The following is a 12273-nucleotide window of genomic DNA, read 5'->3' as shown; positions in this document are numbered from 1 at the left end:
GAGTGTTACCCGACATAAATAGTGAACATTAGGGTTATGCTAACACCGTAACCCAAGACTTTGGATAAACAGCCCGCTACAATCCGCTTCATGACACGACAACGCCCCCCTCGATCCCCTACGTCCCGCCGCACACCTGCTCAGCGGGGTGGTAAACAACCTGGCAAACTGCGCATTATCGGCGGCGAGTTCCGCCGCCGTCAGTTGCCGGTGCTGGATAGCCCCGGCTTGCGCCCAACCCCAGACCGCGTACGTGAAACGCTGTTCAACTGGCTCGGGCAGCAGCTTTACGGCCAGCAGGTACTCGACCTATTCGCAGGTACCGGCGCGCTGGGCATAGAAGCCCTGTCCCGCGGCGCGGCGTGGGTCGATTTTGTCGAACGCGACCCACGGGTAGCGGCACAGCTGTCGACCAATCTGGCATCGCTCAATATTACCGCAAGCGCGGTGCATGTTAACGATGTTCAGGCCTACCTGGCTCGCCCAGCCAAACCCTATGCGCTGGTCTTTCTCGACCCGCCTTTCCATCAGCAATTAGCTGCACCTTGCTGCTCGGCGCTGGAAAATAGCGGCTTGCTAAGCGAAGAGGCAATGATTTACCTCGAAACCGAGACGTCGCTGGCTCCCAATGTGCCCGCCAACTGGCAATTGCACCGCGAAACCCAGGCGGGCGAAAGCACTGCACGGCTTTATCAACGTCAAGCACCGTAAACAGCGCTTGCCGCCAAGCGAAGGTGGCGTTACGCTCGCCTCATTCATCCCTACTGACAAGCTTTGCGCTTGCTTTTTTGGGTGCTTTTTTATGACCTATTATGGGTTTTCGTTCTTACGCTAGGGAGAGATACATGAGTCTGGAATTATTTAATCAGCTTGAACAGAAAGTTACCGATACCGTTGACGCGCTGGAAATGATGAAACTGGAAAATGAAGAGCTGCGCGGCGAAAACGCCAAGCTTAAAGAGGAGCGTGAAGAGTGGGAGCGTCGCCTCAATAGCCTACTCAGCAAATTCGACAGTCTCGAAACAACCAGCGTTTCGTAACGGACTTTGCGCTACTTAGAGTATCTGCGACATGAGTAGCGCGTCTTCTCGCCCAGCGACCCCTTTGGCCGCTGGGTAGTAGCCTTTGCGGCGTCCGTCCTCGCTAAATCCACAGCGCTGGTAGAGCCGGATAGCGCTAAGATTACCCACCCGCACCTCTAACAACAGCCGCTCGCTGGACCATCCTTGCGCAGTGGTAAACACCGCTTCCATCAACGCCAAACCCGCGCCACTTTGACGACGCTCGGGTAAAACCCCAATGGCTTGCAGCTCCGCCTCAAACGGCAGTCGCGCTACAATGGCGTACCCCAACAGTTGCTCATCCTGCCACCAGCCCAACACACAGGTGTCTTGGCTGCCCAACGCTGCAAGCATTTGCGTATCAGAAGTGCCGCTTTGCGCCTGACGCTCAAGCGCAATCAGCAGGGCCAGGTGTTCAACGTTGAGTTCAGTGATCATCAGTTGTCTGCTTAGCATCAGCCACCCACAGCTGGCCTAGCGCCTGCAACGCAGGCCAGAGGTCGCGCTTACTATGGCTGCCGTCGAGCAGCGACCCAAGTGGAGGCCCCTGCCATAAGGGCAGCGAAAGCGTTTGGCTGTGGCCATCAGTCACGTTGAGTATGCGATCCAGCGGCGCTTGCTCAGCCCCTGAGTTGGTATCGAGCTCGGCTGCTAACTCACCCCACCAAAGTAATCGCTCTAAACGCCATCCCTGTCGGCTCGCGCTGCCGGCGATAAACGCCGCCAAGCCCTCGCGGGCTTCATCCAGCGGGTCCTCTACCGCAAAGGCGTTGGCCATTTGCGGCCAGGTGAAATGGCTCACTTCCGGCAACGCTCCACGCTGAATGCCAGCGGCCTGTAACAGGTTAGCCAGCAGCTGCTGCTCAAGCGGACTCATTTCCCCCGCATGCAGTATCATCCAGCGGCCCTCAAGACAGACACATGAGAGTTCGAACTTAAGGGGTTTGGCTGGCGTGGCAGGCGCAGCTTCCACGCTAGGCGTTGACGCATCCGGGTTGGCAATCGCTGGCTTTTTCTGATCCTGACTTTGCTTGTCTTGACCCAACAGGGCCCGCACCGCCGAAGGTGAGGCAATGGTTTCGCCAGAAGCCTGTGGGTCGGAAGATTGAAGTTCGGGCGTTTGAGGTTTGGACGTTTGACGCCTGGGCGCAGGGGCGTCGTCCAGTAGCGCCTGCAACCGCTCGCGAGGTGGCGTAGGGGCAGGCGTCGAATCCTCCCACTCGCAGGCCTCGGTTGGCAGCGCATTAGGCAGCTGGTATTTAGCGGCCCAGGCGGTAATCCCCATGGCGTCCAGGTAGTGGCGCCGAGTAACTTCTTGATTCACTTCCCGCCGCCGCGACAGTTGGGCGAATTCGGGCGTTCACCGCCCCGCGCCTGCCATTCGCTGGGCGTATAGAGATGCAGCGCCAAGGCATGCACCGGGCCAGATAGCTCATCGGCCAACAGCGCATAAATCTTTTGATGGCGTTTGACCGGCATCAGACCGTCAAAGGTCTCACTGACTAGCGTCACTTTGAAGTGGGTTTCAGAGTTAGCGGGCACGTTGTGCATGTGGCTTTCGTTTTCAACCTGCAGCACGTCCGGCGCAAGTGCCGCTAACTTCTGCTCAATCTGTGTCTGCAGCGTCATAAGGTTCTCCTTGAGAGATCACAAACCGTTTTATTGTACGCGCTTACTGGCCCGCCGACGATGCCCGGCGGGCGTGTAACGCGCGCCTTGCCAGCGGCATACGCGCCATACTTGCCAAGAGTGCCAGCAGCGTGGTCGCCGCCCCCAGCCAGAGCGTTACTTGAACTGGCCAGCCTAGCGCCAGCGCAGCACCGACTAGGGCCACGCCAAACGACTGTCCCACGGTACGCGTGGTGCTCATGACGCCAGAAACGTTGGAACTGCGCTCCGGCGGCAGACTGCCCATCATTTCGCGGTTGTTGGGTGGCTGGAACAAGCCAAAACCAATGCCGCATAGCGCGGTACGCCATAGGCTTCCCGCGACTCCGGTTGATTCATCGACTAGCGCCAGCGCAATCAGGCCAATGATAAGTAGGCCGAGCCCACTGCTAGAGAGAATACTGGGGTTAATACGGTCAGCCAAGCGTCCAGCGATGGGGCCAACCAACATAATGGCCAGCGGCCAGGGGGTGAACAGCCAAGCGGTTTCTAGCGGCGAAAAGCCCATCTGCTCCTGGTAGAAAAACGACAGCGCTACAAAGGTAAGCCCTTGGCCAATAAAGGCAAGCCCAGAGGCAGATACCGCTAGCGTAAAGCGCTTCTCAGCAAATACGCTAAGCGGCAGCAGCGGATAAGGTGCGCGACGCTGGCGAGCAATAAAACCGGCACAGGCCAGTACCGCTAGCAGCGCCCAGCCACCGCTTTGCCAAATCGGCGCGGCGTGGCTCACGGCGTCCATGGCAATAAAGAAACTGGCCAGCATAACGATTGAGAGCAGTGCACCAGCTACATCAAAACTACCTTTGCGCGGCTCTTCTCGTGGCAACGCACGCTTGGCGAGCCATAGCGAACAGAGACCCAGCGGCACATTTAGCGCAAACAGCCAGGGCCAGTCGGCAAAGGACAGGATCACACCGCTTAGCGTTGGCCCTGCCGCGTAGCCACCGGCCACCACCAAGGCACTTAAGCCCAGGGCGCTGCCCAATAGGCGCGAGGGGAAAATGGCGCGATAGAGTGATGGGCCAATCGATAGCGTGGCCGCAGCGCCTAGCCCCTGAAAAGCACGAAACACCAGCAACGTTTCTAAATTACGCGATAGCGCAGCGCCCAGTGCGGCAGCAACAAAGGTGGCCAGCCCAAACAGGTAGAGCCTGCGTCGTGTGATTAACTCACTAATGCCCGCAAACACGAGTAAAAAAGCCGCACAAACGACCTGAAACAGGTTGGTAATCCATACCGCCCGGGAAGCCGAGACATTCAAATCAGCCGCAATGGTGGGCAGTGCCAGGTTGATCACGGTGGTATCCACCACCGCCATCAAGGTGCCGGTCACTAGCGCCAGCACGGCAAGGGCGCGTTCAGGCCCAGGCAGGCCATCGTCGCCGGGGCGAGTTTCAAACAGTCGCATGCAAGCGTTCCTAGGCAGGAGATATCTTAAACAACACAGTGAAAGCGAAACGACTCAAATAGTGGTATTAAAAACTACTGTCTTAAAACATTGTCTTAAAAACACAGAAACCGGCCTAAGCCGGTTCCGAATTGCGCTATTTCGAAGAGCGCTAGCTGGCTGTTAGCAACCAGCCTTTCAGGCAAGCACCAAGCTTACCTAAATACTAGGCTTGCTTAAATACTAGCACGCTAACGGCTAGTCCTGCTCACTGTCGAGCAGCAGTGCATCATCGACTTCTGAAATCTCTAACGCCGTTTCGTCATCCAGGTCGATCGCCAGGTAGCTGTGCTCGACGCGCACAAATTCCTGAAACAATTCCCAGTCCAACTTGTCTGGCCACTGACGTTCGTCCTCTTCCCAAGCGCGCAGCTCAGTCTCGAGAATTTCCACGTAGCGGTCGCGCACAAAGGTTTCCAGCGCTTCTGGAGTATCCATCTCTGGAATCAGGTAAATGGTACTTTCACGTTCGACGTCGTCCAGGGTCAGGTCGTCGTCTCCCATGGTGGGTTCCAGCGCGTTGATCCAGTCCACAAAGGGCTGGGTCGGCCTGACGCTCAGTGCGGAGCGGTTAAGCAGTTTCATGGGATTCTCCTCGCCGTCGAAACGTTGACCATTATGGGCGCTATAACGCGCCCTTACCAACTTTTCATCCGCTATCTTAGCGTGTTAGTCCACTTCAGGGCGCATCGCCGGGAACAGCAGGACATCCCGAATCGAGGCGCTATCGGTGAACAGCATGACCAGGCGGTCGATACCGATGCCTTCGCCAGCGGTGGGCGGCATGCCATACTCCAATGCACGCACGTAATCCGCGTCGTAATACATCGCTTCCAGGTCGCCGGCGTCTTTTTCCGCTGACTGGGCACGGAAGCGCTCAGCCTGGTCTTCAGCGTCGTTGAGCTCCGAGAAACCGTTGGCGATTTCGCGACCACCCACAAAGAACTCAAAGCGGTCGGTGACGAACGGATTAGCGTCATTACGCCGCGCCAGCGGGCTCACTTCAGCCGGGTACTCGGTGATAAAGGTCGGCTGGTCGAGCTTGTGCTCGGCAACCTCTTCAAATATCTCCGTTTGCACCTTACCCAGACCCCAGCTCTCTTTGACCTTAATGCCCAGTTTCTCTGCGGTTGCCCGCGCCGCCTCCAACGAATCCAAATCGCTGTCGGTAATGCCGTCACCGTGATCAAGAATCGCCTGACGCAGCGTCAAACGGGTAAACGGCTTACCGAAATCGTAGCTGGCGCCCTGATACTCGATGATGGCGCTACCGAGCACTTCTTCAGCGGCGGTACGCAGCATGGCTTCGGTCATATCCAGCAGGTCGCGGTAATCCGCGTACGCCCAGTAGAACTCCACCATGGTGAATTCTGGGTTATGGCGCGTTGATAACCCTTCGTTGCGGAAGTTGCGGTTAATCTCAAAGACTTTTTCAAAGCCGCCCACCACCAAACGCTTGAGGTAAAGCTCTGGCGCAATACGCAGATACATGTCGATATCCAGCGCATTGTGGTGGGTAATGAACGGCCGGGCCGCCGCGCCGCCGGGGATCGGCTGCAGCATGGGCGTTTCTACTTCCATAAAGCCACGGGCTTCAAAGAAGCGGCGCATGGAGCTGATGACCGCTGCGCGGGTTTCAAACACCTTGCGCGACTGCGGATTCATGATCAGATCCACATAGCGCTGGCGATAGCGGGCTTCCATATCGGTGAGGCCGTGAAACTTATCCGGCAGCGGGCGCAGGCTCTTGGTGAGCAGCTGAGCCTCTTTCATCATCACGTACAAATCGCCCTTGCCAGATTTATGCACTGGCCCCTGGGCAGCAACGATGTCACCAATATCCCAGCTTTTAACGTCTTCAAGCACGTCGGCGGGCAGGCCTTTTTTATCCACGTAGAGCTGGATTTGCCCGGCCACATCCTGAATGACGATGAAGGGGCCACGTTGACGCATCACACGACCTGCCACAGCGGCGTGGTGATCCAGCGCTTCAAGCTCGGCCTTGTCTTTATCGCCAAAGGCGCTTTGCAGCTCGACGGTTAAGCTGTCACGGCGAAAATCATTGGGAAACGCACTCTTTCCCTGCTCAGCGGCGCGCTCGCGGCGAGCAGTCAACTTGGCACGGCGCTCGGCGATCAGGTGGTTTTCGTTGTCTGCAGGAGACGCGTCTTGGTTAGCCATGGGGCACCCTGTTGATGTTCAAACGCTAAAAAGATTACAAACCTTGCTTCAAGCTGGCGACGATAAATTGATCAATATCCCCGTCGAGCACTTTATCGCAGTTACTGGACTGCACGCTGGTGCGCAAATCCTTGATGCGCTGATCATCCAGCACGTAAGAGCGAATCTGGCTGCCCCAACCGATATCCGCCTTGGAGTCCTCGGCCTCCTGCTTGGCGGCATTACGCTTTTGCATCTCGTGTTCCCACAACCGCGCTTTCAACTGCTTCATGGCAAAGTCGCGGTTGGCATGCTGGCTGCGCTGGCCTTGACAGGCCACGACGATACCGGTCGGCTCGTGGGTAATCCGCACGGCCGAATCGGTGGTGTTAACGTGCTGACCGCCCGCGCCGCTGGAGCGGTAGGTATCAACGCGCAGATCCGAGGGATTAATCTCCACCTCGAAGCTGTCGTCAATTTCCGGTGACAGGAATACCGATGCGAAAGAGGTATGCCGACGGCCACCGGAATCAAACGGGCTTTTACGCACTAAGCGGTGCACGCCGGTTTCAGTACGCAGCCAGCCGAAAGCGTAATCGCCCTGGATATGCACGGTGGCCGACTTAATGCCCGCCACTTCGCCAGCAGAGATTTCGGTGATATCGGCTTTGAAGCCGTGACTCTCCGCCCAGCGCAGGTACATGCGCAGTAAAATATTGGCCCAATCCTGGGCTTCGGTGCCACCAGAGCCGGACTGAATTTCCAGATAGGCGTTGTTCTGATCCATTTCACCGGAGAACATGCGCCGAAACTCAAGCTTTTCTAACGCCGCCTGCATGCTGTCCAGCTCTTTGCACACTTCTTCGACGGTGCCTTCATCCTCTTCCATTTCTGCAAGCTCTAGCAGATCCCGGCTATCGCCAAGGCCCTGCTCAAGTTCATCAATGGTCGCCACTATGGCTTCGAGGGAGGCGCGCTCTTTGCCTAACTTCTGCGCGTAGTCTGGATCGTTCCAGACATTGGGGTCTTCCAGTTCGCGGGTGACCTCTTCTAGCCGATCTTTCTTCTCGGCATAGTCAAAGATACCCCCTAAGAACGTCTGTCCGCTCAGACAGGTCCTTGAGCTGGTTGTGAATCGGATTGGTTTCCAACATGGGATCGCCCTAGCTTGGTCTACTCGGATCGTACAGAGGTGTATCGATCAGAAAAGCGCATAGTGTAACGAAAGCCGACACGCCCCGCATCCAATGGCCTGCCACTAGGTAATAAAAAACCCGGCAATGGCCGGGTTTCATTGGGTTCTGGCTTTCTAGAGCTTAGAAGCGGTAGGTTAGCTGCGCGCCGAAACCGTGAGCTTCGTTTTTGTAGTCGGCAGAGTAGGATGACGTAATACTAGGGGCGCCCATACGCGGATCTGTCTTAGTTTGATCAACAGATGTACCACGCTCAGTCAAGTAGGAGTAAGCCAAATCCAGTGTTAGATCTGGTGTGGGGCTCCAACCGGCGCCAATGGAGAAAATACGCCGATCATCGGAAGGGATTCGCACGCTACGAGTAGCATCTTGGGTAGGCGTAAAATCAAGAGTCACCCCTGCTCGCAGAGCTAATTGAGGTGTCAACTGATACTCTCCGCCGGTTGAAAACGCCCAAGCATTAGAATAGTTCTGCTGCTCATTGGTAATTTCAGGGCGCTCACTGCCAGTCACCAAGATTTGGTCGAAACGGCTCCAACGTGCCCAGGATGCACCAAACATCAGTTTAAGGCGGTCAGTCATTTGCTGTGTTAAAGAGAAATTCACCGTTTCAGGCGTTGTTAAATCTAGAGCGGCAGTATCCGTTTGCGTACCGATCCCCAGTTGATCTAAAACTGGCGAGCTCGCAGTAAAGCCACCTTCGAGGTTGAAATCAACTTTTGATCGATAAGTTAAACCTAACGTTGTTTCGGGCACTGGCTGGTAGATTACCCCCAAGTTATAGCCCCAAGCTTCGTCATCACCCTCAACACGGGAATCTACTTCAGTACTAATTAGAGAGCCATCAGCCGCCTGTCCAAGAACAGTAGGTACCTGCCGATGAAGCTCCCCCTCAACGCGGTTGTAAGTAACGCCGGCACCAACGGACCACTGCTCATTAAAACGGTAAGAGACCGTTGGCTGAGCCGTCATCACCTTCACCTCGGTGTAATTACCCTGATTACGCCCCTCGAAGCTGTCCTCGTAGTCGGTATTGGAGCCAAAAGGTGCATAGACACCGAAACCAAAGGCCAACTGTTCGTTGACGGGCTGAGCATAAAAGGCAAACGGAATTAATGTTCCCGGCACCATGTCACCTTCATTGCTTCCCTCCACCGAGCCGAGTGGCAGTGAGCCTGCTTGTGTTTCCAAAGAGCGGCTTGAAGAGACATTATCTATATCAGAATTAACATTTAAGTAAGTCCCACCCGCCGTAATCTGTGCACGGTCTAAAAACGACATACCCGCAGGGTTGCCATAGACAATCGAAGCGTCATTAATATTGGAGCTACGCCCGGCGTGGCCGTAGCCCTGCCCACTCACGCTCTGCTCATTGATTTGATACCCGCCCGCATGGGCTTGGCTGGCGAAGGCGGCCGTAATTGCAGCGGCCAGGGTAAGCTTATTAAATTTATTATTCATAGTTGGTCTCTATTCCCGGATGATCCAGTGGATACCGAAGATCCACCTTCGTTATTTTTCACATGACAGTTTTCTCGCAACTGGGCCAAAGGATCAAGGGCAAACGTTCGTTTTATTTCGTTTCTGGCTTATACATTAGTCGCACGCCCGTTTTAAATCAGTGTTTTAGTCATTTCGGCTTATTGAACAAAGGCACCCTTGACCTATGGGTAACCCATAGGTTCTACACTAAATAGTGACTATTTAACCGGTCGGGAGAACAGGCTATGAAAGTTAACGAGCTTGCCAAACGTGGCGGGGTTACCGCGGAGACCGTTCGCCACTACGCTCGTGAGCGGCTGCTTGCCCCGCAACGTCACCCTGATAATGGCTATCAGCTATTTTCAGATAACGACTTAGAGCGGCTGCGGTTTATCCAGCGGGCGCGAAAGCTAGGCTTTAGCGTGGCGGAAATTCGCGACATCCTGACCCATGCAGACCAAGGCGACTCACCGTGTCCGTTAGTCCGCGATCTACTCGCTAGCCGTTTGCCTCAGATACGGGCGCGTATTGCTGAGCTCGAAGCACTGGCTGAGCGTATGGAGCATGCTTTGACCAGTTGGCAGCATATGCCCGATGGCTCCCCAGACGGCCACAGCGTGTGCCGCCTGATCGAGAGTTTTCCTGACGCAACGTCTACCAAGGAGACCCCATGAGCGACGCCTCTACCGAAGCCGCCTCCAGCGAAAGCCCTGCCAAGGGAGCCACCACACGAACCATTCCTGGCATGAATTGCCAGGGCTGCGTCAAGCGTATGCGCGAGGCAGTGCAAAGCGTTGACCCTAGTGCCGATGTGATCGGCACGCCTAATGAAAAACGCCTTGAGGTTGTTTCGTCTCTAACCGACGCCGAGCTGGATCAACGCTTGACCGAGGCGGGCTACCCGCCAGGCGAAGCTGCTCTGAATGTAGCGGATCAACAGCCAGAAATCGCAACACCCGCTGATGCTGAAAAAGGCTCAAGCCCCCACTCTCACGGGCAAGGCAAAAAGCAGCGCTTGGTGATTAGCGGGATGACCTGCGCCAGCTGCGTCAAAAGCGTTCAGAAAGCGCTAGAGCGCACAGAGGGAGTCGACACCGCCAGCGTCAATTTTGGCACCCACTCCGCCCAGGTGTTTGGCATTGCCGAGACCCAAGCGTTAATCGCCGCCGTTGAGTCAGCTGGCTATGGCGCCGAACCGATTGTGGATATGCGGGAAGCCGAACGCACTCGTGCAAAGCAGGATGCCAAGACATACCAAAAACGGCTGCGCGGCAGCGCCATCTCGTTGGCACTGGCGATTCCGCTCATGGTGAGCATGCTCTTTTTCCACCCTCACCCGATGGGGTTAGGGCGTCTCTACTGGCTGGTAATTGGTCTATTAACCCTGGGCATTATGGCCTTCCCAGGGCGGCACTTTTTCGTCAACGCCTGGAAGCAGTTTAGGCATCGCCAAGCCAATATGGATACATTGGTTGCCATGGGTACCGGCACCGCCTGGCTCTACTCCATGGCCGTAGTGCTGTTTGCGCCATGGCTGCCCGAAGTCGCTCAGGGTATCTATTTTGAAGCCTCTGCCATGGTGATCGGACTGATCCTACTCGGCAATGCCATGGAGCTACGCGCCCGGGGCCGCACCAGCAATGCGCTAAAGCGTCTGCTTGACCTGCAGAGCCGCACCGCGCGGGTGATTCGCGACAGTCACGAGCAAGAAGTGGATATTGACGCGGTGCGTGCTGGCGACCATGTACGAGTGCGCCCTGGCGAGCGCTTACCGGTGGATGGTGAGGTCGTTGAGGGTCAAAGCCATATCGATGAATCGATGCTGACCGGCGAGCCGCTTCCCATCGCCAAAAGCGCGGGGGATGAAGTCAGCGCTGGCACGGTGAATGGCAAGGGCAGCTTGATCTATCGCGCCACGCGGGTGGGCGCCGACACTCGCCTGGGGCAGATTACCGAACAGGTAGCGAGCGCCCAAAACTCGCGCCCACCGATTGGCGAGCTCGCCGACCAGGTCTCCAGTGTGTTTGTCCCTTCGGTAATGATCATTGCCATATTGACGGCCCTGGTGTGGTTCAACCTGGGGCCCGCTCCCCAGGTGATCCATATGCTGGTGACGGCGACCACCGTACTGATTATTGCCTGCCCCTGTGCGCTGGGTCTGGCGACGCCAATCTCGACCATGATCGGCGTCGGTAAAGCGGCAGAGCATGGGGTACTGGTACGCAGCGGCGAGGCGCTGCAAACCGCCAGCAAGCTGACCACGCTAGTAGTCGATAAGACCGGCACGCTCACCCAGGGCAAGCCCAGCGTTACCGATGCGCAGATGTTTGGCGTGGAACAATCCACAGCACTCGCGCTGGTGAACGCGCTGGAGCGCGGCTCCGAACACCCACTGGCGGCGGCGCTAATGACCTACGCGGAGGAACACAACGCCAACCCTGCCGAGATTAAGGATTTCGACAGCGTGACCGGTGGCGGGGTAAAAGCCCAAACCGCCGACGGCAAGGCGCTGTTGCTGGGCAATGCGCGTCTGTTAAGCGAGGCAGGGGTGGATCTCAAGGCAGGTGAAGAGCAAGCCCGCGCCCTGGAGGAGCAGGCCCGCACGCTGGTGTACTTGGCGGTGGATGGCAAACTGGCCGCCCTGTTTGGCATCAGCGACCCGCTTCGCCACGACACCGTGGCCGCGATCAAGCGCCTGCAAAAAGACGGCTTAACCATCGTTATGTTAACCGGCGATAACGAGCACACCGCCAAAGCCATTGCCCAGGAAGTGGGCATTGATGAGTTTCGGGCAGGGCTGTTACCCGAGGACAAGCACGCCGAGATCGAGCGCCGCCAGAAGGCGGGAGAAATCGTTGGTATGGTGGGCGATGGCATTAATGATGCCCCGGCGCTGGCCCGGGCGAATGTGGGCTTTGCGATTGGCCAAGGCACCGATGTGGCCATTGAGAGCGCAGGCATCACGCTAATGCGCGGCTCGCTGCACGGGGTGGCGTCTGCGATCGAGATTAGCCGCGCCACGCTGCGCAATATCAAACAGAACCTGGTGGGCGCCTTTGGCTACAACCTACTGTGTATTCCCATCGCGGCGGGGGTGCTCTACCCGCTCACCGGCATGCTGCTTTCACCGATGATAGCGGGCGCTGCCATGTCACTCTCTTCCATCACCGTGGTGAGTAATGCCAACCGCTTGCGGCTATGGAAAGCCAGCCAGGAGGACGCCTCATGAGTTTATTGATCAACTTGGCAGGCCTGGGCCTAA

At 56.8% G+C, this 12273-nt stretch carries 12 protein-coding genes; 4 read left to right on the top strand and 8 right to left on the bottom strand.

What is annotated here, in order from left to right; genetic code table 11:
- Positions 1–90: 90 nt before the first annotated feature.
- Positions 91–711 carry a 16S rRNA (guanine(966)-N(2))-methyltransferase RsmD gene (rsmD, locus tag QHL1GM_RS15475; protein ID WP_071695257.1) on the top strand — a complete coding sequence of 207 codons (621 nt, stop codon included), beginning with the start codon at positions 91–93 and terminating at the stop codon, positions 709–711.
- A gap of 134 nt (positions 712–845) precedes the next feature.
- Entirely contained in the window at positions 846–1040 is a 195-nt protein-coding gene (zapB, locus tag QHL1GM_RS15470) for a cell division protein ZapB (protein ID WP_071695256.1), read from the top strand.
- 15 nt (positions 1041–1055) lie between these two features.
- On the opposite strand, the gene rimI is transcribed toward zapB, so the two are convergent.
- The 8 genes from rimI to QHL1GM_RS15430 all read right to left on the bottom strand — a co-directional run bounded on the left by rimI (position 1056) and on the right by QHL1GM_RS15430 (position 8990).
- Positions 1056–1499 (bottom strand): ribosomal protein S18-alanine N-acetyltransferase, encoded by a 444-nt coding sequence (gene rimI, locus QHL1GM_RS15465; RefSeq protein WP_071695255.1) that lies wholly within the window; start codon positions 1497–1499, stop codon positions 1056–1058.
- A complete protein-coding gene (locus QHL1GM_RS15460) occupies positions 1489–2385 on the bottom strand; it encodes a hypothetical protein (RefSeq protein WP_071695254.1) in 897 nt (298 codons plus the stop codon). The genes rimI and QHL1GM_RS15460 overlap by 11 nt, the downstream gene beginning before the upstream one ends.
- Positions 2382–2690 carry a BolA family transcriptional regulator gene (locus QHL1GM_RS15455; RefSeq protein ID WP_071695253.1) on the bottom strand — a complete coding sequence of 103 codons (309 nt, stop codon included), beginning with the start codon at positions 2688–2690 and terminating at the stop codon, positions 2382–2384. The genes QHL1GM_RS15460 and QHL1GM_RS15455 overlap by 4 nt, the downstream gene beginning before the upstream one ends.
- Positions 2691–2733: 43 nt before the next feature.
- The gene (locus QHL1GM_RS15450; RefSeq protein WP_071695252.1) at positions 2734–4137 is read right to left on the bottom strand and encodes an MFS transporter; all 1404 of its coding nucleotides are present in this window, start codon (positions 4135–4137) and stop codon (positions 2734–2736) included.
- 237 nt (positions 4138–4374) lie between these two features.
- Complete coding sequence (locus QHL1GM_RS15445) at positions 4375–4761, bottom strand: hypothetical protein (protein ID WP_071695251.1); 387 nt, start codon at positions 4759–4761, stop codon at positions 4375–4377.
- 84 nt (positions 4762–4845) lie between these two features.
- On the bottom strand, positions 4846–6357 hold the full coding sequence (gene lysS / locus QHL1GM_RS15440) for a lysine--tRNA ligase (RefSeq protein WP_071695250.1): 1512 nt from the start codon (positions 6355–6357) through the stop codon (positions 4846–4848).
- Positions 6358–6391: 34 nt separating this feature from the next.
- Positions 6392–7490, bottom strand: a protein-coding gene (gene prfB, locus QHL1GM_RS15435; protein ID WP_138800386.1) for a peptide chain release factor 2 whose coding sequence is annotated in 2 segments (ribosomal slippage) — positions 6392–7414 and positions 7416–7490 — 1098 coding nt in all. Because the reading frame shifts where the segments join, the coding sequence is not laid out codon by codon here.
- A gap of 162 nt (positions 7491–7652) precedes the next feature.
- The gene (locus QHL1GM_RS15430) at positions 7653–8990 is read right to left on the bottom strand and encodes an OmpP1/FadL family transporter (protein ID WP_071695248.1); all 1338 of its coding nucleotides are present in this window, start codon (positions 8988–8990) and stop codon (positions 7653–7655) included.
- A gap of 266 nt (positions 8991–9256) precedes the next feature.
- Between QHL1GM_RS15430 and QHL1GM_RS15425 the strand changes: the two genes are divergently transcribed.
- Together QHL1GM_RS15425 and QHL1GM_RS15420 are read left to right on the top strand one after the other, a co-directional pair.
- Entirely contained in the window at positions 9257–9685 is a 429-nt protein-coding gene (locus tag QHL1GM_RS15425) for a MerR family DNA-binding protein (protein ID WP_071695247.1), read from the top strand.
- Positions 9682–12240: a heavy metal translocating P-type ATPase gene (locus QHL1GM_RS15420; protein ID WP_071695246.1), complete on the top strand. Its 2559-nt coding sequence runs from the start codon at positions 9682–9684 to the stop codon at positions 12238–12240. The genes QHL1GM_RS15425 and QHL1GM_RS15420 overlap by 4 nt, the downstream gene beginning before the upstream one ends.
- The last annotated feature ends 33 nt before the right edge of the window (positions 12241–12273 follow it).

The organism is Halomonas sp. QHL1, from assembly GCF_001882345.1.
Lineage (GTDB): Bacteria > Pseudomonadota > Gammaproteobacteria > Pseudomonadales > Halomonadaceae > Vreelandella.
Note: the sequence above shows the minus strand (reverse complement) of the source record. Positions and strands in the feature narration are given on the sequence as shown.

Bases quoted from the DNA above. Each gene is read 5' to 3' on its own strand.
- rsmD (WP_071695257.1), top strand. From the start codon at position 91: ATGACACGACAACGCCCCCCTCGATCCCCTACGTCCCGCCGCACACCT.
- zapB (WP_071695256.1), top strand. From the start codon at position 846: ATGAGTCTGGAATTATTTAATCAGCTTGAACAGAAAGTTACCGATACC.
- rimI (WP_071695255.1), bottom strand. From the start codon at position 1,499: ATGATCACTGAACTCAACGTTGAACACCTGGCCCTGCTGATTGCGCTT.
- QHL1GM_RS15455 (WP_071695253.1), bottom strand. From the start codon at position 2,690: ATGACGCTGCAGACACAGATTGAGCAGAAGTTAGCGGCACTTGCGCCG.
- QHL1GM_RS15450 (WP_071695252.1), bottom strand. From the start codon at position 4,137: ATGCGACTGTTTGAAACTCGCCCCGGCGACGATGGCCTGCCTGGGCCT.
- QHL1GM_RS15445 (WP_071695251.1), bottom strand. From the start codon at position 4,761: ATGAAACTGCTTAACCGCTCCGCACTGAGCGTCAGGCCGACCCAGCCC.
- lysS (WP_071695250.1), bottom strand. From the start codon at position 6,357: ATGGCTAACCAAGACGCGTCTCCTGCAGACAACGAAAACCACCTGATC.
- QHL1GM_RS15430 (WP_071695248.1), bottom strand. From the start codon at position 8,990: ATGAATAATAAATTTAATAAGCTTACCCTGGCCGCTGCAATTACGGCC.
- QHL1GM_RS15425 (WP_071695247.1), top strand. From the start codon at position 9,257: ATGAAAGTTAACGAGCTTGCCAAACGTGGCGGGGTTACCGCGGAGACC.
- QHL1GM_RS15420 (WP_071695246.1), top strand. From the start codon at position 9,682: ATGAGCGACGCCTCTACCGAAGCCGCCTCCAGCGAAAGCCCTGCCAAG.